Origin of the sequence: Xylanibacter oryzae DSM 17970 (genome assembly GCF_000585355.1) — a bacterium.
GTDB lineage: Bacteria > Bacteroidota > Bacteroidia > Bacteroidales > Bacteroidaceae > Prevotella > Prevotella oryzae.
Window position 1 is genome coordinate 302472 of the sequence record NZ_KK073873.1, and the last position, 25571, is coordinate 328042.

The 25571-nt window shown below is 36.0% G+C and carries 22 protein-coding genes; 14 read left to right on the plus strand and 8 right to left on the minus strand.

Going from position 1 to position 25571, the window contains the following annotated elements:
- Window positions 1–24 precede the first annotated feature (24 nt).
- Entirely contained in the window at window positions 25–846 is an 822-nt protein-coding gene (menB, locus tag XYLOR_RS01065; RefSeq protein WP_036876203.1) for a 1,4-dihydroxy-2-naphthoyl-CoA synthase, read from the plus strand.
- Window positions 847–907: 61 nt separating this feature from the next.
- On the opposite strand, the gene XYLOR_RS01070 is transcribed toward menB, so the two are convergent.
- The 3 genes from XYLOR_RS01070 to aroB are packed head-to-tail and all read right to left on the minus strand — an operon-like array spanning window position 908 to window position 3971.
- Entirely contained in the window at window positions 908–1891 is a 984-nt protein-coding gene (locus XYLOR_RS01070; protein ID WP_036876204.1) for an AMP-binding protein, read from the minus strand.
- Window positions 1870–2910 carry an o-succinylbenzoate synthase gene (locus XYLOR_RS01075; protein WP_036876206.1) on the minus strand — a complete coding sequence of 347 codons (1041 nt, stop codon included), beginning with the start codon at window positions 2908–2910 and terminating at the stop codon, window positions 1870–1872. The genes XYLOR_RS01070 and XYLOR_RS01075 overlap by 22 nt, the downstream gene beginning before the upstream one ends.
- A gap of 5 nt (window positions 2911–2915) precedes the next feature.
- Complete coding sequence (gene aroB / locus XYLOR_RS01080; protein WP_036876207.1) at window positions 2916–3971, minus strand: 3-dehydroquinate synthase; 1056 nt, start codon at window positions 3969–3971, stop codon at window positions 2916–2918.
- Window positions 3972–4258: 287 nt separating this feature from the next.
- Here aroB and XYLOR_RS01085 point away from each other — a divergent pair, with 287 nt between their 5' ends.
- The gene (locus XYLOR_RS01085) at window positions 4259–7255 is read left to right on the plus strand and encodes an outer membrane beta-barrel protein (protein WP_036876208.1); all 2997 of its coding nucleotides are present in this window, start codon (window positions 4259–4261) and stop codon (window positions 7253–7255) included.
- 140 nt (window positions 7256–7395) lie between these two features.
- Here XYLOR_RS01085 and purN read toward each other — a convergent pair whose 3' ends face one another.
- From purN to XYLOR_RS01105, 4 genes are read right to left on the minus strand one after another with little or no spacing between them, the layout of a single operon-like run.
- Window positions 7396–7983 carry a phosphoribosylglycinamide formyltransferase gene (gene purN, locus XYLOR_RS01090; RefSeq protein ID WP_036876210.1) on the minus strand — a complete coding sequence of 196 codons (588 nt, stop codon included), beginning with the start codon at window positions 7981–7983 and terminating at the stop codon, window positions 7396–7398.
- A 28-nt stretch (window positions 7984–8011) separates the two neighbouring features.
- Complete coding sequence (locus XYLOR_RS01095) at window positions 8012–8437, minus strand: RNA-binding S4 domain-containing protein (protein WP_036876212.1); 426 nt, start codon at window positions 8435–8437, stop codon at window positions 8012–8014.
- 8 nt (window positions 8438–8445) lie between these two features.
- Window positions 8446–9015, minus strand: a complete 570-nt coding sequence (gene pth / locus XYLOR_RS01100; protein ID WP_036876213.1) for an aminoacyl-tRNA hydrolase — start codon at window positions 9013–9015, stop codon at window positions 8446–8448.
- 27 nt (window positions 9016–9042) lie between these two features.
- Complete coding sequence (locus XYLOR_RS01105) at window positions 9043–9666, minus strand: 50S ribosomal protein L25/general stress protein Ctc (protein ID WP_036876215.1); 624 nt, start codon at window positions 9664–9666, stop codon at window positions 9043–9045.
- A 240-nt stretch (window positions 9667–9906) separates the two neighbouring features.
- On the opposite strand from XYLOR_RS01105, the gene nusB reads away from it, so the two are divergent.
- The 12 genes from nusB to XYLOR_RS01165 all read left to right on the plus strand — a co-directional run bounded on the left by nusB (window position 9907) and on the right by XYLOR_RS01165 (window position 23318).
- Window positions 9907–10860: a transcription antitermination factor NusB gene (nusB, locus tag XYLOR_RS01110; protein WP_036876217.1), complete on the plus strand. Its 954-nt coding sequence runs from the start codon at window positions 9907–9909 to the stop codon at window positions 10858–10860.
- Window positions 10861–10898: 38 nt separating this feature from the next.
- Window positions 10899–11225 carry a preprotein translocase subunit YajC gene (gene yajC, locus XYLOR_RS01115; protein ID WP_036876219.1) on the plus strand — a complete coding sequence of 109 codons (327 nt, stop codon included), beginning with the start codon at window positions 10899–10901 and terminating at the stop codon, window positions 11223–11225.
- Complete coding sequence (locus XYLOR_RS01120; RefSeq protein ID WP_036876220.1) at window positions 11226–12203, plus strand: CdaR family protein; 978 nt, start codon at window positions 11226–11228, stop codon at window positions 12201–12203. It begins immediately after the preceding gene.
- A 1-nt stretch (window position 12204) separates the two neighbouring features.
- Window positions 12205–12771, plus strand: coding sequence for a dephospho-CoA kinase (gene coaE / locus XYLOR_RS01125; protein WP_036880460.1), 567 nt, complete (start codon window positions 12205–12207; stop codon window positions 12769–12771).
- A gap of 5 nt (window positions 12772–12776) precedes the next feature.
- A complete protein-coding gene (locus XYLOR_RS01130; RefSeq protein ID WP_036876222.1) occupies window positions 12777–13220 on the plus strand; it encodes a DUF5606 family protein in 444 nt (147 codons plus the stop codon).
- 164 nt (window positions 13221–13384) lie between these two features.
- Window positions 13385–13816, plus strand: coding sequence for an Hsp20/alpha crystallin family protein (locus XYLOR_RS01135; RefSeq protein WP_084608502.1), 432 nt, complete (start codon window positions 13385–13387; stop codon window positions 13814–13816).
- Between the two features lie 275 nt (window positions 13817–14091).
- Window positions 14092–14781 (plus strand): queuosine precursor transporter, encoded by a 690-nt coding sequence (locus XYLOR_RS01140; RefSeq protein ID WP_036880462.1) that lies wholly within the window; start codon window positions 14092–14094, stop codon window positions 14779–14781.
- 8 nt (window positions 14782–14789) lie between these two features.
- A complete protein-coding gene (gene queF, locus XYLOR_RS01145) occupies window positions 14790–15257 on the plus strand; it encodes a preQ(1) synthase (protein WP_036876225.1) in 468 nt (155 codons plus the stop codon).
- Window positions 15258–15270: 13 nt separating this feature from the next.
- On the plus strand, window positions 15271–17481 hold the full coding sequence (locus XYLOR_RS01150) for a patatin-like phospholipase family protein (RefSeq protein WP_036876227.1): 2211 nt from the start codon (window positions 15271–15273) through the stop codon (window positions 17479–17481).
- 611 nt (window positions 17482–18092) lie between these two features.
- Window positions 18093–19868, plus strand: coding sequence for a hydroxymethylglutaryl-CoA lyase-like TIM-barrel protein (locus XYLOR_RS01155; protein ID WP_036876229.1), 1776 nt, complete (start codon window positions 18093–18095; stop codon window positions 19866–19868).
- On the plus strand, window positions 19868–20404 hold the full coding sequence (locus tag XYLOR_RS01160; RefSeq protein ID WP_036876231.1) for an HDIG domain-containing metalloprotein: 537 nt from the start codon (window positions 19868–19870) through the stop codon (window positions 20402–20404). Before XYLOR_RS01155 ends, XYLOR_RS01160 begins: the two co-directional genes overlap by 1 nt.
- 118 nt (window positions 20405–20522) lie before the next feature.
- Entirely contained in the window at window positions 20523–23318 is a 2796-nt protein-coding gene (locus XYLOR_RS01165; protein WP_245601931.1) for a putative LPS assembly protein LptD, read from the plus strand.
- On the opposite strand, the gene XYLOR_RS01170 is transcribed toward XYLOR_RS01165, so the two are convergent.
- The gene (locus XYLOR_RS01170) at window positions 23315–25555 is read right to left on the minus strand and encodes a cation:proton antiporter (protein WP_036876237.1); all 2241 of its coding nucleotides are present in this window, start codon (window positions 25553–25555) and stop codon (window positions 23315–23317) included. The genes XYLOR_RS01165 and XYLOR_RS01170 overlap by 4 nt on opposite strands.
- Between the last annotated feature and the right edge of the window lie 16 nt (window positions 25556–25571).

Genomic DNA, 25571 nt, shown 5'->3' on the forward strand with positions numbered 1-25571 from the left:
ATATAAAATTGAAATAAATTGGATATGGAAAAAAGAGTTTGGAAAACGATTAAGGATTTTGAAGAGATCCTGTTCGAAGAATATAACGGTATAGCTAAAATTACGATTAATCGTCCTAGATACCGTAACGCATTTACTCCTAAGACAACTTGGGAAATGAGTCAGGCTTTTTCTTATTGTAGAGAAGCTCAGAATATAAGTATTGTAATATTGACAGGAGCAGGTGATAAGGCTTTCTGCTCTGGTGGAGATATGCATGTTAAAGGGCGTGGAGGATATGTTGGCGATGATGGAGTACCACGTCTTAATGTGCTTGATGTACAGAAACAAATTCGTTCTCTGCCAAAACCTGTCATTGCTATGGTTAATGGTTATGCTATTGGTGGCGGACATGTGTTACATCTTATGTGTGACCTTACTATTGCCAGCGAAAATGCCATATTTGGACAGACAGGTCCTAAGGTTGGATCGTTTGATGCTGGTTTTGGTGCTTCTTATCTAGCTCGTATAGTAGGACAGAAGAAGGCTCGCGAGATATGGTTTATGTGCAGACAATACTCTGCAGAAGAAGCTGAAAAAATGGGTATGGTAAATGCTGTTGTCCCATTTGATAAGCTTGAAGATACTTGTGTGGAGTGGGCTGAGACAATGATGGAGCGTAGTCCGTTGGCATTGAGAATGATTAAAGCTGGCCTTAATGCAGAATTAGATGGACAGGCTGGTATTCAGGAATTGGCCGGAGATGCAACAATGCTATATTATTTTCTGGATGAGGCACAAGAGGGAGGTAAAGCTTTCTTGGAAAAACGTAAACCAGACTTTAAAAAATATCCCAAATTGCCGTAAAATAATATTGGTTGTGCAGCAATAGAATGCACAACCAATACCTATATTAATATTTTATGGATTATTTATTTATTCGTTTGGCAATTTTCATGGCTTCTAAACGAGCTGGTTTACCTGTTTCAGTCAAAGGAATGTGTTCAACATTGATGAAAAGTTTTGGCATATAATATTTTGGTAATATTTGTTTGCATGTCTTTTTTATGCTGTTAATGTTCGAGTCTGATGTTTCAATAAGCATCACAACAATTTCACCAAATTTTTTATCTGTCTTTTTCGTTATTATATAAGGTATATGTATATAAGGTCTTAATTTTTTTTCAACTTCTTCTATCTGTATTTTAATTCCTCCGCTGTCTATAACATTATCTTTACGACCAATTATTCTAAATTTTTTACCATCTGTTGATATTTCTGCACGGTCATTTGTCTTTAGAATACTTTCGCAGATATCGGGCGCTTTTATAACAAGGCATCCATCTGTGCCAATACTTATGTTGATAGATTCGAATGGCGTATACCATTCACTAGCATTATTTCCGCTCAACCGACGAAGAGCTATATGAGAAAGTGTTTCGGTCATCCCATATGTACTCCATATTGCGTTTGGAAATTCTTTTAAGATCTTTGCCATGTCGTCATCAATAGCACCTCCACCTATTATAAGTTGCTTAATCTGCATTAGTAATTTGCGGTCGTGAGCATTATTTAGACTATTGAAAACCTGCATAGGTACCATCGCGGCAAATGATGGGGCTGTGTCTAATGATTTGAGTGGATTGCCAGATGGCTCTACTTCGATAAGATGCATGCCACATACAATAGACCTAACAACAACCATCTTACCTGCGATATAATCAAGAGGCATACATAGTAGGGCTGTATCTCCACTTCCTAATCCAAGAAAAGAACAGGTTACTTTGGCGCTGGCCTCCATACGACGTTTCTCTACCAATAACGGTTTGGGCTGCCCTGTTGAACCGCTAGTGTGTACTAAAATTCTATCTTCTGAATTATTCCACTCTGTTAAGAATTCGGAGAGAACCATAAAGCATCCTTTCTTATTTCAATTGGCATTTTTATATTATCTGTAAATAATTGACCAGTTCCTAGTCCTTGAGGCATCTTGATATTGGAGCCATATGTCTTTGCTGCAAAATGGGCAATAGCATTAAGGCCAATATTGCTTTCAAGCGCACTTGTTATCCATGAACCTATGCCTCGTTGGTTAGCAAGTTCTATCCATTCTTTAGAGCCTTTCATGCCTCCATGCAAAGATGGTTTCAATATTATATAAGCAGGATGTATTGAGTCAAGAAGTGCTTCTTTCATTGTAGGCATATTTATACCGATAAGTTCTTCATCCAATGCTATTGGTAATGGTGAATCTTTGCAAAGCATAGCCATCTCTTTCCATTGATGCTGTTTAATTGGTTGCTCGATGGAATGAATGTCGTATTTCGCTAGACGTTCAAGCCTGTTCATTGCATTATCAGGAGTAAAACCACCATTGGCATCAACACGTAGTTCAATCTGTTCAGTCGTAAAATATTCTCGTATGTGTCTTATCAGTCCTATTTCTTTCTCAAAGTCGATTGCACCAATTTTTAGTTTGATGCAACGGAATCCAGACTTCATTTTATCCTCAATTCTGACCAGCATTTCATCAAATGATCCCATCCATACAAGTCCATTGATAGGGATGCCTTCTTCTCCTAGCCCAAAACGAGTATCAAAAAGGCATTCTGAACCACCTCTGTTGAATTGCTGCAGAGCTGATTCTAGTCCAAAAAGCATAGAAGGGTAAGGACGCATTATATCATAGTTGATATTACCAGATAGACAGAAGTGTTGACATAGTGCCTTAAGAATATTTTCGTATTCGGGAATATCATCGCAACTAAGATTGGGCAACGGTGCACATTCTCCGATGCCTTTAATATTTGGCTTTTCAGGAGATGTTATAGTAATAAACCATGAATGACGTGTGGTGTAAATTCCACGCGATGTACCTGCAGGTTGTTTAAAATGCAAGGTCTTTTCTGATATATTGATATTGAATTCCAATTGTATTATCCTTCTCTGAAAAAGTCAAGTGAATCAAAAATTTCTTCTTTTGTTGCTGTCTGATTTATTTTAATATCACCTATGCCACTAAGTAGAGTAAAGTTGATAATCCCTGCAGTATTTTTTTTATCGTGTGTCATAAGTTCTAGTAAATGATCGTAGTCATTACAAGTAAAATCGAAAAGACCGTAATATTCTTTTATAAATTTTACAGTTTGACGCATCTTGTCTGTTGGGAATCCTACCAATGCAGCACTTAAATATAGCTCACAAATCATTCCATAAGCAACAGCATAGCCATGGAGTATAGGTCTACCTTGTTTAAGTGCAAATGATTCGAAAGCATGACCAGCAGTATGACCAAAATTAAGAGCTTTTCTTATGCCTTGTTCTAATGGATCTTTATCGACAATTTGTTCTTTCACGCTGACACTGTCGGCAACCATTCTTTGGAGTTTTGCTAAATCAGGATTCACTAGATCGAAGCTGATAAGCTCGGCCCACATCTTTTCGTTACTTATTAATCCGTGTTTTAGCATTTCTGCATATCCTGAGCATATATTCATGTTATCAAGAGTGTTGAGAAATGTAGTATTGAGAATGACAAATTTTGAATCGTTAAAGACACCTATTTCATTTTTTAAACCATTATAGTTTATACCTGTTTTTCCACCTACAGAAGCGTCAACCATAGCGAGTAAGGTTGTCGGTATATTGATGAAATTAATTCCTCGTTTGAATGTAGATGCTGCAAATCCACCTAGGTCAGTAACCATTCCACCACCAAGATTTATAAGCAGAGAATGTCTTGAAGCTCCACCATTGCCAAGATTTGTCCATACTTTATCAAGCGTATCTAGATTTTTTACGGTATCTGATGTACCTATTGTTATTGTATCATAACCATTAAGGCATTGGTAACCTTCTATTAATGGTAAACACAAATGCTCTGTAGAAGAGTCTATAAGAATAAAAATCTTGTCATGTTCGCACTGGTTTATGGCGTTTGTTAAGTCTTGTTCCAAATTATCAGAGATGATAATTCTTTGATTATTTTTCATATTGTTTTCATAATTGCTGTTATGCAAAAGTACTTATTTTACAATGTAACACCAAATTTTTTATACTATATTTGATAAAGTCACTATTTTTTGTGTAATAATATTCTTCGCAATAATTATTATATTTCCTAAAATATGTTATAAGGAGATGATACATCCATTGAATGATATATGTGTATGAACAAAAAAGATAAAAAATGTATTTTTGCCACTTATTCTTATTTGCTGTGTTAAACCATTTGATTAATTTTGCGTCATAAAAGAGAAAATCAAATAATTATATAAATATGAGAAGAATCCTTTTGCTGATTGTGATAGTCTTTATCTCGTCGGCCTATACATCCGCTCAACAGCGTAAAATATCCGGAAAGTTGATAGATGCGGATACAAATGAAGCAATAATGCAGACGACAATACAGCTGCTTAAATCTGACAGTACGTTTATTGGTGGCAGTGTGACATCAGATGACGGAATATTCAATGTCGCAGCACCTTCTAATGGAAGGTATCTTATTAAAATATCTAATGTTGGATATCCTACTATATATAAGAAGATAACCATGGCTGGTGATAAAAATATAGATATGGGGACTATTGTGTATAAGGCTAAAACGATAATGCTTAAGGGGGCTGTTGTTACGGCACATATGGCAAAGGTACAAGTTAAGAAAGATACTTTCATGTATAACGCAGATGCATACCGTACGCCAGAAGGTTCTGCTATAGAAGAATTGGTTAAAAAATTGCCAGGTGCTCAGATTGACGATAACGGGAAAATAACAATTAATGGTAAAGAAGTCAAAAAAATACTGGTCGACGGAAAAGAATTTTTCACAGGTGATACCAAAACAGCTCTTAAGAATCTTCCTACTTCTATTATTGAGAAAATAAAAGCGTACGATGAAAAGAGTGATTTAGCTAAAGCTACTGGAATAGATGATGGCAATGATCAGACTGTTCTTGACTTTGGTGTAAAAAGAGGCATGAAGAAAGGATTTTTTATGAATGCTGATGTTGCTGATGGAACTCATGATCGTTATTCTGGTAGAGTAATGGGTGCAAAAATGCAGGACGATATGCGATATATGATGTTTTCTAATGCTAACAATACAAACGATATGGGATTCCCTGGCGGTGGTCGAGGAGGTGCTTTTGGTGGTGGAAATCAGCAAGGTCTAAACTCTTCTAAAATGTTAGGACTTAATATAAATTACGATAATGGAAAAACATTTTCTCTTAATGGAGGCATCAGATGGAATCATAGCGATGGTGATCAAAGAATAAGGCAGTCTACTGAAAACTTTGTGACCGCTAATGGAGCTTTCTCCAATAGTTTGTCTCAACAATATTCAAGAAGCGACACTTGGAATGGTAATGCACGTTTAGAATGGAAACCTGATTCGATGACAGATATATTGTTCAGACCAACTTTTAGTTATACTACAAGTGATAGTAGGTCTGTCAGTAGTTCTGCTTCATACAATGTAGATCCATATCTTTATGTTACAGACCCTCTCGCTTTGGAGTCAATACAAAAGTTAGCTTCTGACAGTATGATGGTCAATACCCGATTTAATAATTCGGTGAGCAACAGTAATAGCAAAAATGTAAGTGGTACTTTACAGATAAACAGAAGACTTAATGATAAAGGTAGAAGTATTACTCTTGTTACATCTGGTGGTTATTCAACATCAGACAGCAAATCAATATCTTCATCTAATGTGACCTTGTATCAGTTGAAGAATTCTTTAGGTCTTGATTCATTATATCAAACAAATAGATATAATGTAACTCCATCGAAGAATTGGAATTATAGTGTACAGGGAACTTACAGTGAGCCGATTGCAAAGTCTATATTCTTGCAGATGAGTTACCAGTTTCAATATAAATATAGTAAAAGTGATCGAGCAACTTACGACTTTAGTCATCTGAATGGTATATCTTTCCAAGATATAATTCCATCTTATGGCGGTTGGGACAGCTATTTCAATCGTTTTGTAACTACTTCTAATCCAATAGAAAATTATGAGGATAAAAATCTAAGTAGATATTCTGAATATAAGAATTATATACAGGATATAGAGTTGATGCTACGTGTTATAAAACAAAAATATAATTTCAATATAGGCGTTCAGGTTGAACCTCAGAATAATAAGTTTATCCAGAAATATCAGGGCGTACAGACTGATACAACTCGTACAGTGACTAATATAACACCAACATTTGATTTCAGATATAAATTTTCTGATGTCAGTCAACTGAGAATTAATTATCGTGGAAGTTCTACTCAGCCAGGAATGTCTGACCTTCTTGATATTACTGATGATAGTGACCCATTGAATATCACCAAAGGTAACCCTGGATTAAAGCCTTCGTTTACTAATGAACTGAGATTCTTCTATAATAATTATATTCAAAGTCATCAGAGGGCTATTATGGCGAATCTGGACTTTACTTCAACACGTAACAGTATTAGTAATATGGTTACATATAATGAGACAACAGGTGGAAGAATAAGCCAACCTCAGAATATAAATGGAAACTGGACGGCAATGGGTATGTTAATGTATAATACATCCATTGACAGTACGGGCTATTGGAATGTCAATACATTCACGACACTTAACTATAATCATTATGTAGGATATCTTTATCAGCAGGCCTTAAAATCATCAACAGAGATGACGACTCTCAGCACTTCTGTGTCGGAAAGACTTGCGGCTAGTTACCGTAACGATTGGATAGAGATAGAACCGAATGGTAGTGTTAACTATACTCATGCTCGTAATGACTTGCAAAGCACAAGCAATTTGGATACATGGCAGTTTTCTTATGGTATGAATCTGAATTTTTATACTCCTTGGGGAGCATCACTAAGTACAGACATTCATCAGAATAGTAGAAGGGGATATAATGAGGCGTCAATGAATACTAATGAACTGGTATGGAATGCACAATTGAGCCAGAGTTTCTTAAGAGGTAAACCACTTACCGTTTCTGTACAATTGTATGATATACTGAAGAAACAGAGTAACTTCAGCCGTACAATATCTTCAATGATGCGTAGTGATACTGAGTATAATAGTGTAAACAGTTATGCAATGGTACATGTTATATATCGTATGAATATGTTTGGCGGTAAAGGAATGCATAATGGAATGAATAGCGGTCCTGACGGTAGACAAGGTTTCGGTAATAGAGGTGGCTTCGGCGGCGGCAGACCTGGAGGCGGTTATGGTGGAGGTCATCATGGCGGCGGAGGCTTCGGCGGTCCTATGATGTAATAAACTACTATAGGGAATGCAAAAATTCACCATATACTAGGTTTAGAAATTTGTTTTTCTACTTAGTGTATGGTGAATTTCTTTATATAATTTATATTAAAACACTTTTGGCGTTGAAGTATTCTCTATTCAAATTATTTTTATAAAGATCTTTTATTCTTGTCTTCTTTTATAAGTTTTTCAATTACAGAAGGAAAATATTTCTGTTCTAGTAACATTTCTTTTGCTGCAATATCATATGGAGTGTCTTCTGGATTAATGGATGTGCGGTATTGAGCTATAATATCACCACCGTCACATACATTACTTACATAATGTACAGTCATTCCTGTTTCTTTTTCCCTGTTAGCCTTTATCGCCTCGTGTACACGATGACCATACATGCCTTTACCACCATACTTTGGAAGTAGGGCAGGATGGATATTTATGATTTTATGATGGTATCTATTAATAAGAAAATCTGGAACCATAAGAAGAAACCCTGCAAGCACAATGAAATCAATCTCATATTTCTTCATTATAGCCATCAAGGTATTCTCATTCTTAAATTCATCTTTTGAAACAACTTCTGTAGGTACATTGTATTTTTTAGCACGTACTAGAGCGTAAGCATCTGCTCGGTTGCTAAGAACTAATGATATTTTTATGTCTTTTGATTTGGAAAAGTGCTTTATGATGTTTTCGCAGTTGGAGCCTTGACCTGAAACAAAAATTGCGATGTTAGTCATTATGATATTTAGAGTTTATGTGGTTATATTAATCATTTTCGTCAAAGTCTGTATCATCAAAATTAAATCCGAATTCAGCAGGCTCAGTAAAAGAGTCAAGGCTTCGCCTTTCCTTCTTCGTTGGTCTACCTGTTCCTCTTGCTCTGTCTACGAAGCCACTAATTCGGCTCATTTCCAATAGCTCGTATTGTTTTTGGTCTGTCACATTATCATATACTTGAGGTACTAATTTAGCACCAACCCTTTGTTCAATGCATTGCAAAACGCGAAAAGAATATGTAATAGGAGATCTCTTTACGCTAATTGTTTCGCCTACCTTTATATTACGAGACGGTTTTACATTAACACCGGCAATAGTGACACGTCCATTCTTGCATGCATCTGCAGCTATCGAACGCGTCTTAAATATGCGGGAAGCCCACAACCATTTGTCAATTCTTGCTTCTTCCATAATTATTATTACTAATGCTTCTTATTAAAAGCATTCATAGTTATATCAATTCCAGTCAGAACAAAACTTTTTATAATTTCTGTAGCATTATCGATATTAGGTTTAAGTATATCCATATCTTTAGCATTGTATTTTCCTAATACCCAATCTACTTGTCCTCCTCTAGGGAATTCGTTGCCAATGCCGACACGAAGTCGAGCATATTGCTGAGTTCCTAATACAGACTGTATATTGCCAAGACCATTATGCCCACCGTTGCTGCCGTTTGGCTTTAGTCGAAGAGAACCAAGCGGTAACGACAAATCATCAACGATAACAAGTAGATGCTCAATCGATATATTTTCTTTGTTAATCCAGTAACGCACAGCATTACCACTCAGATTCATGTACGTACTAGGCTTTAATAGAATCACTTTACGTCCTTTTATACTTGTCTCGCTAACGAATCCGTAACGTTTGTCGTCAAAAACAATATTGGACGCTTTTGCAAAAGCGTCCAATACCATGAATCCTGTGTTGTGGCGGGTTCCGTCGTATTCATCACCGACGTTGCCCAAACCGACAATCAAATATTTATCCATTTATATAATTAGAAAAATATTGTTGCTTTATTCTGCTGCAGAAGATTCTGTTGTTGCTTCGTCTTCATCACTAGAAGATGCTGTAGCCTGACGTGTTGACTTAATAGAACATACGACAACATCTTTGCCTGTAACTATTTCAAGACCTTCGAATTTTAACATTCCAACTTTAATGCTCTTTCCGAGTTTCAAACTTGTAACATCTATATCCAAATGTTCCGGAATCTGCTGGTATGAAGCTTTTATGTTTATTTTGCGGATAGAAAGGTTCATACGACCACCATCGCGTACACCTTGTGCAAGACCGTTTAATTTTACAGGAATACCAATAGTGATAGGCTTCTGATCGTTAACCTCAAAGAAGTCAACATGTAATAAAGCATCTGTAACTGGGTGGAACTGTAATTCTTTGAGAATTGCTGTGTGGCTTTCTCCGTCAATGTTAATATTTACCACATAGATATGAGGTGTATAAACAATCTTACGAAGTTCACTCATTGGAGAAATAAAAGAAAGGGCTATTGGATTACCATTTTCGTCTTTTTTCTCGCCGTAGATATTACAAGGAATCATTCCTTCTTTTCTCAACGCTTTAGAAGCTTTTTTTCCAAGGTCTGTACGCTTCTTACCTGAAACATTAATCTCTTTCATAATGTGTTACTCTAAATTAAGTTGTTAATTTGAATTTTGCTTAATTCGCCATCACACGAGAATATTCTTCATCGATGTGCTTAAAATTGCTGTGCAAAGGTAAGGCTTTTTCTCTAAACAAACAATAGTTTATTAAAAAAAACTTATAAAATTGCTCGTTTTCTTGTTCAGTAGAGTATTTTTAGCTATCTTTGCAGAGTAAACATACCGAGAGGATAAACAAAACATTGTCAACAGCTGATGATAAACAGAGAAATAATAAGAATAAAGATAGTTCAGTTAACCTATGCGTACTATCAGAACGGAAATAAGAATTTAGATGCTGCCGAGAAGGAACTGCTCTTCAGCCTTTCAAAAGCTTATGATTTATATAATTATATGCTTGCGCTAATAGTAGCGGTTACAAACGAAGCAAGAAAGCATCTAGATGTTGAGACGGCGCGTGCTCAACGTGAAGGCTCTGAAATGCCTTCGCAAAGATTTGCGTATAATAGGTTTGCTGTGCAACTAGAAGAAAATAAAATGTTACTTTCTTTTTTGGAAACACAGAAAAAAACATGGGATAGCGAGCCTGAATTCGTAAGCAAACTTTATGATATGATAGTAGCGTCACCAATATATGCTGATTATATGGCAGATCTTGTGGATAATTACGATGTAGACAAGGAATTGTGGCGTAAATTGTATAAAACATTTGTTCAGTATAATGAAGATCTTGATGCTGTTTTAGAAGAACAGAGCTTGTATTGGAATGATGATAAGGAAGTTGTTGATACGTTTGTTATTAAGACAATAAAGCGTTTTGAAGCTGCCTCAAAGTCGAAAGAAGAATTGTTGCCGGAATATGATGACATAGAGGACCGAGATTTCGCTTGTAAGCTTTTTAGAGCAACTATAATTAATGCAGATATCTATCAGAAATATATGAGCGAAGCTAGCCGTAACTGGGATTTTGGACGTCTTGCATATATGGATATTGTCATTATGCAGATTGCACTTGCAGAAATGATGACATTCCCTAATATACCTGTTAACGTTACTATTAATGAGTATGTTAATATGGCAAAATTGTATAGCACATCAAGGAGCGGTAGTTATATTAATGGCATGCTTGATAATATTGCAAGAAATCTTATCCAAACGGGAAAACTTTTGAAGACAATCCCGGATCGCGAACAGCGGATAAAAAAATAAAAGAATAACAATAATAGATACATTAAATTTAGAAAATTATGCAGAATTTGATTTTGGCCGCTCAGGCACAAGGTGCAGGCGGAAATATGAGTTTTATAATAATTATGGTGGCAATCTTTGCTATCATGTGGTTTTTCATGATTCGCCCTCAGCAGAAAAAGCAGAAGGCAATACGTAACTTCCAGAATTCACTTAAAGAAGGTTCTAATATAGTAACTGGTGGTGGTGTATATGGAACAGTAAAACGTATTGATCTTGAAAAAAACCTAGTAGAAATTGAAGTAGCTCATGGTGTAGTAATACGTGTGGACAAGTCTTATGTATTCAATGATGCTTCTTCTATGCAGGCTGTACAGAATAAGTAAATGAGAGAAATGCAGCGGACAATACGCTTAGTCAGGAATTTTCTGTTCAGTTCGGTGAATAGAGAATTTCTGATTTTTTTATTTTTCCTTGCTCTTTCAGGAGTCTTCTGGTTGTTGATGGCTCTTAATGAGACATACGAGAAAGAGATAAAAATACCTGTGCGTATTGTTAATGTGCCTAAAAATGTAGTAGTCAGCGATGCTGTTGACACAATGCGTGTGACAGTCAGAGACAAGGGATGGTTTATTGCTGCCCTGATTTATGGCAATCGTGTTCGTCCTGTTTACATTGATTTCACCACATATTCAAAAAATAGTAATGGTGAATGTTCTGTTCCGACGTTAGATTTAATCAAGCAGGTCGTACAGATGTTGTCTGGCTCAGCTCGTATTACAGCAGCAAAACCAGATAAAATCGAATTCTTTTTCAGTTATGGTGAATCAAAACGCGTTCCCGTAAAGTTTATCGGAAAGGTTACTCCAGATGAGACTTATTATTTGGCCAGGATGTTAATACAGCCTGATAGTGTAACAGTTTTTGCTTCGCCCGAGATATTAGATAAAATTCATTATGTAAGTACAGAAGAGTTGCATTACTCACATTTTGCTGATACTATAACAGTGAATGCGCATCTGCAAAAAATTCGTGGGGCAAAGATTAATCCATCTGCTGTTAAGATTACTTTGTTTACGGATATACTTACAGAAGAAAGTCTTGATGTACCGATAACCGGTGAAAATCTCCCAATGGGTAAGGTCTTGCGTACTTTCCCTTCTCATGTTACAGTAAGTTTTATAACCGGTGTAGCCAATTATAGGCGTTTGCGTCCTGAGAATTTTTCAGTAGTTGCAGACTACAATGATTTGCAAGAGCATCCGTCAGATAAGTGTTCTTTGCACTTGCGTAGTGTTCCTCATGGAATAAGTCGTGTAAAACTTAGTGCCAACAGCGTGGATTATCTTATTGAAGAAGAATGATATGAAGATTGGGATTACTGGCGGTATAGGTAGCGGTAAAAGCTATGTTTGTTCGCAACTTAAACTCATGGGGATAGATGTATATGACTGCGATGAGGCAGCAAAAAGACTACTTCGTACATCCTATTCTCTGAAAAAACAAATGTGCAGTTTAATTGGCAATGAAACTTATGATGAGAATGGCATTTTAAATAAAAAGGTTGTTGCTGATTTTCTTTTGGCTTCAGAAGAGAATGCCGGGAAAATAGATGCTATAGTTCATCCTGTAGTTGCTCAGGATTACAAGGCTAGCGGATGCCAATGGATGGAGTGCGCAATAATATTTGAGAGTGGTTTTAACATGCTTGTAGATAAAGTCGTTTGTGTAGTTGCACCGGAAGAACTTCGGGTGTCGAGAGTTATGAAACGTGATGGAATATCACGTGAACAGGTTTTGCAGTGGATGTCAAAGCAATTTCCACAAGATAGTGTGCTAAAGATGTCAGACTATGAAATAATTAATGATGGAACAGTTGGGATAGATACTCAACTAAAAAAAATATTACTTAAAATTAAAAATAATCAGTAAAAACTATGTTACAGACAATTTTATCAATTTCCGGTAAGCCCGGACTTTACAAACTCGTCTCAAGAGGGAAAATGAACCTAATCGTGGAAGCATTAGACGAAACACATCGTCGCATACCTGCTTTTGCAACAGATCGCGTAACTAGTCTCGCAGATATAGCTATGTATACAGATGCAGAAGATGTACCTTTGATGACTATCCTTGCTTCAATACGTGATAAAGAAGCTGGAAAGGAATGCTCGTTGAATTTTAAAAAATGCAGCAGCAAAGAATTGCGTGCATATTTCGGAGAGGTCTTGCCTAATTTTGACGAAGACCGTGTGCACGATAGTGATATTAAGAAACTTTTCTCATGGTATAATGTTCTTATCAAAAATGAAATTACTGATTTTGAAAAAGACATGAAACCTACTGAAGGTGATAATGTTGATGATCGAATAGAAGATTAAAAACACAATCTTTAATTTTATCGTAATGCCATTCTGACATGAATAATGTCAGAATGGCATTATTCTTTTGTTGGTATACAACTTGCATTATCTTAATTGAAAGCCAAAGCGAAAACAGAGGCAATCAAAAAAACATTAAATAAACAATTTAAAAATAGGAGATTATGATTATGTTACCAACAGCACGTAGAAATTCATGGTTACCAGAAGTGTTCAATGACTTTTTTGATACAGACTTCATGCCTAAAGCAAATGCAACGGCACCGGCGATCAATGTAAAAGAATCTGAAAAAGATTATGAAGTGGAACTTGCGGCTCCTGGAATGAAAAAAGAAGACTTCGAAATTAATCTTAATGACGATGGCGACTTAATGATCAAAATGGAGACAAAACAAAACAAAAAGGAAGAAGATAAGAAGTCTCATTATCTGCGTCGCGAGTTTTCTTACTCAAAATTTGAACAAACTTTAATTCTGCCTGATGATGTTGAAAAAGACAAAATTGAAGCAAAAGTAAATGATGGTGTTTTAACTATCGTATTACCAAAAATGGAGAAGGCACAGTCAAAAGTTGCACGACAGATTGCAATAGTATAGGCGATAAACCTATATTATAGCTCAAAAATCAATAGGTTTGTTATAGATATTAATTGTGTGATTGTTAGTTTTAGACTCTGAATGCGTGATGTATTCAGGGTCTTTTGTATTTAGATAACAAATAGTATGATTAATATGACTATCACTCTTATAATGACATAATGAGTTAAAAATATATGTTTTTATAATTATATGCATAAAAGTTAAAAAAATATTGCTAAATTTGCACCAGATTTGAAATAGAGTGCTTGGTAAACCTCTTAAAAAACAAGAAAATGGAAGTTAAAAACAACAAAGTTAGTGTGCTGTTTATGCTTTTCTGCATACTATTTTGCGTTTGTCTTATTTCGGCGAATGTTCTGGAAACAAAGCAAATTTCAGTTGGACCAATTAGTTTGACGGGTGGGTTAATTGTATTTCCTATTTCTTACATCATTAATGACTGTGTATGTGAGGTTTGGGGATATCGTAAAGCAAGACTCATTATTTGGACGGGATTCACAATGAATTTTTTGTTCGTAATGTTTGGGTCAATAGCAGATCTAATACCAGGAGCCCCATATTGGCATAATCAACAAGGATTTCATGCGGTGTTTGGTCTCGCACCTCGAATAGCATTCGCATCATTTTTGGCATTTTTGGCTGGTTCTTTTATAAATGCTTATGTAATGAGCAAAATGAAGATTCAATCTAAGGGTAAAAACTTTTCGTTGAGAGCTATACTTAGCACAGTCTTTGGTGAATCAGCTGATTCGATTATATTTTTCCCGTTGGCACTCTTTGGGGTAATACCGACGCATGAGATGCTGCCGCTGATAATATCACAAGTGATACTTAAGACGTTGTATGAGGTGTTAATTCTTCCTGTTACAATAAAAGTAGTTGAAAAGACTAAAAAAATAGAAGGTGAAGATGTCTATGATAAAGATATAAGTTACAATATATTTAAACTTAATTCTCAATAAAAAACGATATGGCAGATACAAGAAAAGAAGAAGGTTTGAAATCTCTTGGGGCTAAAACTAAATATTGTATGGATTATGCTCCTGAAGTATTGGAAACATTCAATAATAAGCATCCTGATAATGATTATTGGGTACAGTTCAATTGTCCAGAATTTACATCCCTTTGTCCAATAACTGGTCAACCTGATTTTGCAGAGATAAAAATAATGTATATACCTGCTGAAAAGATGGTCGAAAGCAAAAGTCTGAAGTTGTATCTATTTAGTTTTCGCAATCATGGTGATTTTCATGAAGATTGTGTAAATATTATAATGAAAGATTTGGTAAGGTTGATGCATCCCAAATATATAGAGGTTGTTGGGCTATTTACTCCAAGAGGAGGTATTAGTATATTCCCATATGCAAATTATGGTATGCCAGGTACAAAATATGATCATATGGCTGAGGCTCGTTTTTCGCAACATCAGATATTATAAAATTATATAATTTATGAAAAGAAGGATTCTTATTATAGTATGTCTGTTGTTTACTCTTACGTTGTCAGCTCAACAACAATCGTTGCATCGTAAGAAAGTAGCAGTAGTACTTTCAGGTGGAGGTGCAAAAGGCATGGCGCATATAGGGGTCCTTAAAGTTTTGGAAAAAGCCGGTATTCCGATTGATTACGTAGTAGGTACAAGCATGGGGGCTATTGTTGGTGGTTTATATTCAATAGGATATGATGCGGCAGCTCTTGATTCAATGGTCCGTTTTCAGGATTGGGGCTTTTTACTTTCAGATAGGATAGACACACGTCATCAGAGTCTGGAGGAGAGACAAAAACAAAATACATATATTATATCAAAACCATTGGCAATAAGCAAAATGAGAAGTGAACAGGCCGGTGGACTTATTTATGGTCAGAATTTGACGAACCTATTTTCTAAATTGACGGTAGGATATCATGATTCTATAGATTTTAATACCTTACCTATACCTTTTGCATGTGTTGCTACCAATATAGTAGACAACAGTGAAGTTGACTTTCATGGGGGATGGTTGACAACGGCGATGCGTGCCAGTATGTCGATACCTGCATTCTTTACTCCTGTCCGTATGGATTCGATGGTTCTCGTAGATGGTGGCTTACGTAATAATTACCCTGCAGATATAGCTAAGAAAATGGGTGCTGATATTATAATAGGTGTAGTGGTGCAGAGTGAAGCCAAAACAGCTAATCAGTTGCACTCAAGCAGAGATATTATCGGGCAACTTGTTGATGTGAACTGCAAAAACAAATATGATGAGAATATGTATATCACAGATATTCCTATACGTGTTAATGTGAAAGGCTATTCGTCTACAAGTTTTGCACATGAAGCTATCGATACCCTTATTTTGAGAGGAGAGAGAGCCGCAATGGTCAAATGGAATGATCTTATTGCCTTAAAGCAAAAGATAGGCTTGGATTCTACTTTCCGACCCAAAAAAATTCTGCGTTGGCATTCATCTGGACTTAATGAAAAAATAAAATTACTTGCATTGGATTTTAGTAATATATCTCCAAATGATCAAAAATTTCTTATACGTAGATATAGATTGAATGAAGGTGACAGTATAAGTTCTGACCAGATAGAACAGGCTATTACTGCATTGCGTGGTGATCTGTTTTATGCAGATGCTGAATATGTGTTACGTCAAATGCCTGGTGGATATTGGTTAAAGATAGGGGCTAAAGAAAAAAAGTTAAGTCAAATAAATCTTGGAGTCCGTTTTGATACCGAAGAGACTGTAGCAATGCAGGCAAATGCTATGTTTAAATTGCATACCAAGTTGCCTATAAATATTGAATTTACAGGACGTTTGGGTAAACGTATGATGGCACGTATTGATGCAAATTTCAATCCTTCACGTTTTAAAAAGTTTACATTGTCGTACATGTTCAAAAGAAATGATATCAATGTTTATAACAAAGGGAATAGAGATTTCAATTTTACATTCAATTACCATGATGTTGATCTCTCATTACTAAATATAAGTGGTAAAAACTATTTTGTGGATTTTACTGCACGCTGGGAATATTTCGATTACAATGATATATTGACTGGGAAAAATATAGTTCTTGCAAATGATAAGCATGAGCACTATTATAGTTATCATTTTAAGATGCATTACGACTCAGAAGACAACCCGTACTTTAGTACCAGAGGCGCGCGTTTCCTTGCTGAGTATGGATTGTATACTGATAATTTTGTCAAATACAAGAATGAATCACCATTCAATATAGCCAGTGCTAGTTGGAGATATTCAGTTAGATTGAATAGTAAACTTGTATTGCAGCCGAGTTTATATGGACGCATGATTTTTGGAAAAGATATACCCTTTTGTTATTATAATGTGATTGGAGGTGAATGGTTCGGACATTATATGGACCAGCAGATGCCATTTGTTGGGATCGGGAATATGGAATACGTAAGGAATGATTTTATAGCTGCGAGTATAAAAGTTCAACAGAGGATAGCAGATAATAACTATGTCATTTTTACAGGCACATTTGCTACTAATGGAGACAAATTAGGTAGTGTGTTTGATTCTTTTATACATGGCTACCGGATTGATTATGCCTATAATAGTCTTTTTGGGCCTTTAGGGGCTAGTCTTGGTTATTCAAGTCGCACTAATGAACCATATTTTTATATTAATCTTGGATATGTCTTTTAAGACGCTCATCTTTGATACTCAATAGATCTGATTTTGATTATTAGTATACTCTGGTATTTGTTTTATTTTACAACTTATTCTCGCACTTTTACTGTTTATTATCGTTTTTACATTCGTTAGTCATGCTATTATACTTCAAAAGACATCATAAATAAATGTCATTTAACCGTATTTTATATCAAAAGTAAAGTTCTTTCATAAATTGGTAGAATTATTTTGTCTAATTGCGTAGATCATGCCGCATATATACGAATGTTATTCATTTACAGCGTTTTAGACATATAAGTGTGGCTCTTATAAGCATGTTTTAAATAATCAGTATATACCGTTAATAAGTGTCATTCTATAATTCTGAATTCTATTTAAATACTATTAGAGCAGGTAATATAAAGTTTTATATTCTCAGTTTATTTGATCAATATATATTAAGATTATAAATATAGTGATTTTTTGCAAAAAATATATACTTAAATCTACATAATTGAATTTTTTTAGTTAATTTTGCGACTTAGGAAAGAATAAACAATATAACATCGCCAACTGTTTCTACGGTACAAGAAGCAGTAGGCGTTTGTTGTTTAAAATTAATTTTAGAATTAATATAAAAAGAAATGAAAAAGAAAATTCAGTTCAGTCTCGTTTACAGAGATATGTGGCAGTCTTCTGGTAAATACCAGCCACGTAAAGATCAGTTAGCGTGCATCGCACCTGTAATTATCGAAATGGGATGCTTCTCTAGAGTTGAAACTAACGGAGGAGCTTTTGAACAAGTAAATCTTCTTGCCGGTGAAAACCCGAACGATGCTGTTCGCGCTTTCTGTAAGCCTTTCAATGAGGTTGGTATCAAGACGCACATGCTCGATCGTGGTCTTAATGCATTGCGTATGTATCCTGTTCCATCAGATGTGCGACGTTTGATGTATAAGGTAAAACATGCTCAGGGTGTTGATATAACCCGCATTTTCTGTGGACTGAATGATGTTCGAAATATAGTACCAAGTATTAAATGGGCAAAGGAAGGTGGAATGATTCCACAGGCAACCCTTTGTATCACTAATTCTCCTGTACACACTGTTGAGTATTATACTGCTATAGCTGATAAGTTTGTTGAAGCTGGTGCACCTGAAATATGCCTTAAGGATATGGCCGGAATAGGGCAGCCTGCATTCCTTGGAAAATTGACCAAAGCGATAAAGGAGCGTCATCCTGAGGTTATAATAGAGTATCATGGTCATTCAGGTCCAGGTCTGTCAATGGCTTCAATACTTGAAGTTTGTAATAATGGTGCTGACATAATAGATACAGCTATCGAACCATTATCATGGGGTAAGGTTCATCCAGATATTATCTCTGTACAAAGTATGCTTAAGAATGAAGGTTTTGATGTTCCTGAAATCAATATGAATGCATACATGAAAGCCCGTTCTCTAACTCAGGGATTCATTGACGAATGGTTAGGATATTTTATAAATCCGGCAAACAAACACATGAGTTCTTTGCTTCTTGGTTGTGGACTTCCTGGTGGAATGATGGGCTCTATGATGGCCGACCTAGGTGGCATACAGCGTTCAATCAATTCTATTCTTAAAGGCAAGGGAGAAGCAGAACTTTCTATTGACGATATGCTTGTAAAGTTGTTTGACGAGGTAGCTTACGTATGGCCAAGAGTAGGTTTCCCTCCATTGGTTACTCCATTTTCTCAATATGTTAAGAATATTTCATTGATGAACCTTCTTACATTAGCTCAAGGCAAAGGACGTTTCGTAATGATGGACGACTCTATGTGGGGAATGATTCTTGGCAAGAGTGGGCGCATACCAGGAACAATAGATCCGGTACTTGTTGCACTGGCTGAAAAACAGGGCCGTAAATTTGTTGATGCAGATCCTCAGAGCTATTATCCCGATGCACTTGATAGTTTCAAAGAAGAGATGAAAAAGAATAATTGGGATTTTGGTCAGGATGATGAAGAACTGTTTGAACTTGCAATGCACCCGGAACAGTATCGTGACTATAAGAGTGGAGCTGCTAAAAAGCGTTTCCTTTCGGACTTGCAGAAAGCAAAAGATGCAAAACTTGGAACATCTCTCACACCTCAGCAACTAACTGAATTTAAACATGCTAAAGCTGATGCTATTGTCGCTCATGTTAAAGGTCAGATATATTGGGAATTTAATGGAGACGGTGAGTGTGCCGCAAGCGTAGAGCCATATATTGGTCAGGAGTACAAAGAAGGTGATAACTTCTGTTATATTCAGGCACCATGGGGTGAATTTGTTTCTGTTAAAGCTGATCTTGGCGGCAAATTGGTTGAGATTAATGCAAAACAAGGTTCTAAAGTTCAGAAAGGTCAAGTTATTGCTTATATAGAAAGAAACCACGAATAATGGATTGGAAAGCAATTATTGATAAGTATTATAAAGAGGATAATGAATTAAAGCGTATCCTACTAACACATAGTCAATCTGTAGCGCAAAAGGCGCTACAGATTGTTTCTTTTCATCCTGAACTGCATTTGGATGTAAATTTTATTAAAGAAGCTTCTATGCTTCATGATATAGGCATAATATATACTAATGCACCTGGAATAAAGTGTTTCGGTACAGAACATTATATTCGTCATGGTATTATTGGTGCGGAAATTTTACGCAATGAAGGTTTTACGGCCCATGCACGTGTATGTGAGCGCCATACAGGAGCAGGAATATCACTTGAAGGGATAGAAAAAAACAATCTACCTCTTCCGCATCATGATTTTCTGCCAGAAACAATGGAGGAAAAACTTATATGTTATGCAGATAAATTTTACTCTAAAACACATCTGGATAGAGAAAAAACAGTAGACCAGGCTCTTAAAAGTATATCACGATTCGGAGAAGATGGCAAGCTTAGATTTATGGAATGGATAAAATTGTTCGAATAATTAGTTAAAAAAACGCATAAATTCTTGAGAATAGGCCGATTTTATGCATATTATCACTAATTTTGCATCCGTGAGAAAAAGAACCGTCATATTTTTTTTATTGTTTGCCTTCATTTTTATGATGGCCAGTAGTAATATTCCTTTTTTCAAAAAGAAGAATAAGCAAGGTGTAGCCAATGATTCTGTTGAATTGGCTGAAGAAAATCGCATGGATTCAATAGCACGTAATGATACTACTAAGATGGATTCAATGCAATTGGCTATATACCATCATAATAAGGCTATAGACGACTCCCTTTCTCTTGACAGTACTAATCGCAAAAAGAAAAATGGCATAGATGCCCCGGTAGATTATTCAGCAAAAGATTCTATTGTTTACGATGCTAAAAGTAAACTGGCTCATCTTTATGGAGGTTCTGAAGTAAAATATGAAAATATGGATCTTCTGAGTGATAAAATACGTATGTCGATGGATAGTAGTCTCGTTCATGCTACAGGTTCTAAGGACACTGCTGGTGTACTTAAAGGTAAGCCTGTATTCACGATGGGGGAGGATAAGTATGAGAGTGATACCATGGCATTTAATTTTAAGACAAAAAAAGGACTTATAAATAACGTATATACAGCACAGCAAGATGGATTTCTTACTAGTGCTAAGTCAAAAAGAAGTAAAAATGGAGACATGTTCCTGCAGCATGGACGTTATACTACATGTGACGAGCCACATCCTGACTTTTATCTTGCCCTTTCACGTGCTAAAGTTCGTCCAGGTAAAGATGTCATTTTTGGCCCTGCATATCTCGTTGTAGCTGATGTGCCACTTCCTTTTGCAATACCTTACGGTTTCTTTCCTTTTACGAAGAGTTACTCAAGTGGATTTATAATGCCTACTTATGGAGATGAGAGCGACCGCGGTTTTTATTTGCGCGACGGAGGATATTATTTTGCTATAAACGATAAAATAGACTTAAAGCTCCTTGGCGAAATTTACACAAAAGGTTCGTGGGGTATCTCGGCAGCTAGCAATTATCGAAAGCGATACCGTTACAGTGGAAGTTTCTATTTCAGTTATCAGGATACTAGGAGCGGTGAAGAAAATATGCCTGATTATTCTAAAACAACAAGTTTCAAGATACAATGGAGCCATAGGCAGGATTCGAAGGCAAATCCGTTTAGCTCTTTGTCTGCTAGTGTCAATTTTGCAACAAGTAGTTATGAGCGCAACAACCTTACTAGTATGTATAATCCGCAAAGTCTTACTCAGACCACACGTACATCTTCAGTAAGTTGGGGTACACAGTTTTCAAGTATTGGATTGTCACTGAGTTCAACAATGAACTTGTCTCAGAATATGAGTGATTCTACTATCGCGATGACGATGCCTGACCTTAATGTATCATTGAGTCGTTTTTATCCGTTTAAACGTAAGAAGGCGGTTGGTAAAGAACGTTGGTATGAAAAAATATCAATGAGTTATACTGGTCAGTTGAGCAATTCAATTTCTACTAAAGAAGATAAATTGATGCATTCAAGTTTGATAAAGGACTGGCGTAATGGTATGAATCATAGAATCCCTATCAGTGGTAATTTTACGCTTTTCAAATATATTAATGTTAATCCATCATTCAACTTTACAGACCGTATGTATTCTAATAAGATAATGCATTCTTGGGATACTAATGCGCAGAAGGAAGTCTCTGATACAACTTATGGATTTCATAATGTCTACAATTGGGATTTAAGTGTAGGTGCTAGCACAAAACTATATGGATTCTGGGTACCGGCGAAAGCTTTTAATAAGGCCTTATTCAATGGAAAAATGGTTGCTATCCGCCACGTGTTTACACCAACAGTAAGTTTTAGCTATGCTCCAGATTTCGGATCATCTCGTTATGGTTATTATGAAACATATCAGAAAACTGACGATAAAGGAAATGTTTCTGTTGTTGAATATTCACCTTATTCAACAGGGCTTTATGGCGTTCCAGGTAAGGGGAAAACTGGAAGTATTTCTATGAGTGTCTCCAATAATATAGAAGCTAAATTCCGTTCAGATAATGACTCTACCGGATTTAAGAAAATAAGCATAATAGACGAATTAGGCGCCAGCATGAGTTATAATATGGCTGCACAGACTCGTCCATGGAGTGATTTGAATACTACATTAAGATTGAAATGGTGGAAACACTATACATTTAATATGGCTGCTACTTTTGCAACATACGCATACGAGTTGGATGCTGACGGTAAACCTTATGTAGGTACCCATACGGAGTACAGTAAAGGGCGTTTTGGTAGATTCCAAGGCATGTCTCAGAACCTCTCATTCACATTCGATAATACAATACTAACAAAAATACATAATCTGTTTCATCCTGAAGACAAGGATGATAACAAAAAGAATAATGATAAGAAAGCCTCAAATGATGATAGTGATTCTGGTGTAGAAACAAATGTAGATGAAACTATGATGAAAGGTCAGCATGGAGCTTCGAAAAAGAATGCAGGTAAGGCAGAAACTGATGCCGATGGTTTTATGAAGTTCTCTATACCATGGTCTGTGAGTGTAGGTTATGGTATTGTAATGCGTGAGAATACTCAAGGCACATTCAACACGAATACAATGCGTTATCCATATAAATTTTCACAGACGCTTAATTTTAGTGGAAATATACGTATTAGTGATGGTTGGAATATAAGTTTTTCATCAGGTTATGATTTCGAAAATCATGATATGAGTATGACTACCGCTTCTTTACAACGCGATTTACATTGCTTTAATATGAGCTGTTCGGTTGTCCTCCGTCCATATACAAGTTATAACTTCTCTTTCCGTTGCAATGCAGCTACACTTACAGATGCTCTGAAATATGATAAGCGTAGCAGTTATTCAAATGCAATACAGTGGTATTAATTTGTAAGTCTTTCCAAATCAGCAATCTCACCAACTACCCATATTATATCACCTTTTTGAAATTCACGTAAAGGGTCTATTGCAGAAAGGTTTTCTTTGCCTTCTTCTATACCAATAACCATACAGTTGTATTCGTCGCGTATGCCACTCTCTTTTATAGTCTTACCAATAAATTTGCATTTTCCGGTTACGATTATTTGTCGCAGTTTCATTTCCCGTTCTTCTATTTTGTGATCTTCTTCATAAGTTTCGTTATCAAGAGAGTTCTTAAAAGACGTAAGTTGCTCATCGCTTCCGATTACTTGTATAACGTCGCCAGGAAAAACAACATCATGGCCGTTTGGTATGTTCAATCGTCTTTTCCCTCGTAGAATACTACTTACGTGAACACCGAATTTTTGTCTTAGTTCTAATTCTTTTAGTTGTTTACCAGCCCATTTTGAATCATCTAGAATCGTAAAATCTGTTATATGGATATCTCTGTCTAGTAAATGTCTCTCATAAAGAGGCTTTTTTCTTCCAAGTACTTGAGCTTCAATATCACGTGAACGTAAGTTTTGTACAAACAATCTTTCCATCATTATACTATTTCTTTTTAGTCTTCTTGATAGCAACATAAGTACTACCACTGCAATAGCGATGCTTATAATTAAAGCATCCTTGAAGCGTGTAAGATAATTGCATATATAGAATATAAATGATACCGCAATAACGAGCCTTAAGAGCATTGTGAACACAAGCGGCAGGCGATTAAGCCTACTCTCACTCCATAGTGCCTTAAGTTCTTCACTGTGGTTCTTCTTCATTACCATAGCTCTTAAGAAAGGTGATATTATAAGAATAGTAATAAGTCCGCATACTGCATTAGCCCAATAATGTGGCAATATTTGTCTGACAAATGGTAGAAAGAATGTAAACATAATTGCTATTGTAGCAGATGATAGTATTGAATAGATTACCGTCTGCCTAATCAACTGTCTGATGAGGCTTTTCCATTTACTCTTGTTTGAAGAAGGCTGACTAATCGTAATGTTATTAAGTGCACGTATCCACTTTCGAGGTAAATGTCGTTCCATTACAACATAACATGGTGTTGCAGCCTTTATCATATATGGAGTTAAAAATGTCGTTATTACTGATACTGCAACTATCACAGGATAAACAAAATTGCCGATAACACCTAATGACAGTCCCAAAGAGGCGATGATAAAAGAAAATTCACCAATTTGTGCCATTGAAAATCCACATTTCATAGCTGTCTTAAGTGGTTGACCGCTTAGCATGAATCCTACTGTACCGAAAATTGCTTGTCCGAATATTATTGTCAGAACAAGTATAACAATAGGTAAAGCATATTCAAAAAGCACGTTGATATCAACGAGCATGCCTACCGAAACAAAAAATATGGCTCCAAAAAGGTTTTTTACAGGTTCGACCAACTTTATAATCTTTTCAGCTTCGATAGTTTCAGCCAGAATAGATCCCATAACGAAAGCCCCAAATGCACTACTAAATCCTGCTTGAGTCGAAATGACAGCCATCATACAGCACAAACCTAATGATACAATCAGTAAAGTCTCATTGTTAATAAGTTTACGCGAAGATCTTAAAATCCATGGTATAAGAAATATTCCTATAACGAACCACAGAATAAGGAAGAATGCAATTCTTAACACACTTTGCAGCATTTGACCACCGTCAGGGTTGTTTCCATTTGCGATAGTAGAAAGCATTACCATCATAACTATAGCAAGTATATCCTCTAGTATAAGAACACTCATTACCAGACCTGCAAATCTCTGTTGTCTGAGACCCATGTCGTCAAATGCCTTATAAATAATTGTTGTAGAACTCATTGCCAGCATTCCTCCTAGGAAGATGCAGTCCATCTTATTCCATCCGAAAGCATTGCCGACAATTATGCCAAGAGTCATCATAAAAAATACGATGGTGACTGTCGCTATAATAGGCGACGCCCCCATCTTAAGTATCTTCTTAAAAGAAAAATCCAATCCCAGCGCAAAAAGCAAGAACATAATGCCTATGTCGGCCCATGTCTGAATGTCAGCCTTATCGTATACAGACATAGTATAAGGCATTTGTGGACTAACAAGGAACCCGGCTACAACGTACCCCAAAACTAATGGTTGCTTTAGTTTTTTGAATATCAGTGTTACAATGCTTGCTACAACTAATATCAGTGCTAGGTCTTTTATGAGATGAGGCAGTTCCGCCATAAGCCTAAAGTTTTTG

What these genes read in the sequence shown, in the direction of transcription:
- menB (WP_036876203.1), top strand. Translation starts at nt 25, where the DNA reads ATGGAAAAAAGAGTTTGGAAAACGATTAAGGATTTTGAAGAGATCCTG.
- XYLOR_RS01070 (WP_036876204.1), bottom strand. Translation starts at nt 1,891, where the DNA reads ATGGTTCTCTCCGAATTCTTAACAGAGTGGAATAATTCAGAAGATAGA.
- aroB (WP_036876207.1), bottom strand. Translation starts at nt 3,971, where the DNA reads ATGAAAAATAATCAAAGAATTATCATCTCTGATAATTTGGAACAAGAC.
- XYLOR_RS01085 (WP_036876208.1), top strand. Translation starts at nt 4,259, where the DNA reads ATGAGAAGAATCCTTTTGCTGATTGTGATAGTCTTTATCTCGTCGGCC.
- purN (WP_036876210.1), bottom strand. Translation starts at nt 7,983, where the DNA reads ATGACTAACATCGCAATTTTTGTTTCAGGTCAAGGCTCCAACTGCGAA.
- pth (WP_036876213.1), bottom strand. Translation starts at nt 9,015, where the DNA reads ATGGATAAATATTTGATTGTCGGTTTGGGCAACGTCGGTGATGAATAC.
- XYLOR_RS01105 (WP_036876215.1), bottom strand. Translation starts at nt 9,666, where the DNA reads ATGAAAGAGATTAATGTTTCAGGTAAGAAGCGTACAGACCTTGGAAAA.
- nusB (WP_036876217.1), top strand. Translation starts at nt 9,907, where the DNA reads ATGATAAACAGAGAAATAATAAGAATAAAGATAGTTCAGTTAACCTAT.
- yajC (WP_036876219.1), top strand. Translation starts at nt 10,899, where the DNA reads ATGCAGAATTTGATTTTGGCCGCTCAGGCACAAGGTGCAGGCGGAAAT.
- XYLOR_RS01120 (WP_036876220.1), top strand. Translation starts at nt 11,226, where the DNA reads ATGAGAGAAATGCAGCGGACAATACGCTTAGTCAGGAATTTTCTGTTC.
- coaE (WP_036880460.1), top strand. Translation starts at nt 12,205, where the DNA reads ATGAAGATTGGGATTACTGGCGGTATAGGTAGCGGTAAAAGCTATGTT.
- XYLOR_RS01130 (WP_036876222.1), top strand. Translation starts at nt 12,777, where the DNA reads ATGTTACAGACAATTTTATCAATTTCCGGTAAGCCCGGACTTTACAAA.
- XYLOR_RS01135 (WP_084608502.1), top strand. Translation starts at nt 13,385, where the DNA reads ATGATTATGTTACCAACAGCACGTAGAAATTCATGGTTACCAGAAGTG.
- XYLOR_RS01140 (WP_036880462.1), top strand. Translation starts at nt 14,092, where the DNA reads ATGGAAGTTAAAAACAACAAAGTTAGTGTGCTGTTTATGCTTTTCTGC.
- queF (WP_036876225.1), top strand. Translation starts at nt 14,790, where the DNA reads ATGGCAGATACAAGAAAAGAAGAAGGTTTGAAATCTCTTGGGGCTAAA.
- XYLOR_RS01150 (WP_036876227.1), top strand. Translation starts at nt 15,271, where the DNA reads ATGAAAAGAAGGATTCTTATTATAGTATGTCTGTTGTTTACTCTTACG.
- XYLOR_RS01155 (WP_036876229.1), top strand. Translation starts at nt 18,093, where the DNA reads ATGAAAAAGAAAATTCAGTTCAGTCTCGTTTACAGAGATATGTGGCAG.
- XYLOR_RS01160 (WP_036876231.1), top strand. Translation starts at nt 19,868, where the DNA reads ATGGATTGGAAAGCAATTATTGATAAGTATTATAAAGAGGATAATGAA.
- XYLOR_RS01165 (WP_245601931.1), top strand. Translation starts at nt 20,523, where the DNA reads ATGATGGCCAGTAGTAATATTCCTTTTTTCAAAAAGAAGAATAAGCAA.
- XYLOR_RS01170 (WP_036876237.1), bottom strand. Translation starts at nt 25,555, where the DNA reads ATGGCGGAACTGCCTCATCTCATAAAAGACCTAGCACTGATATTAGTT.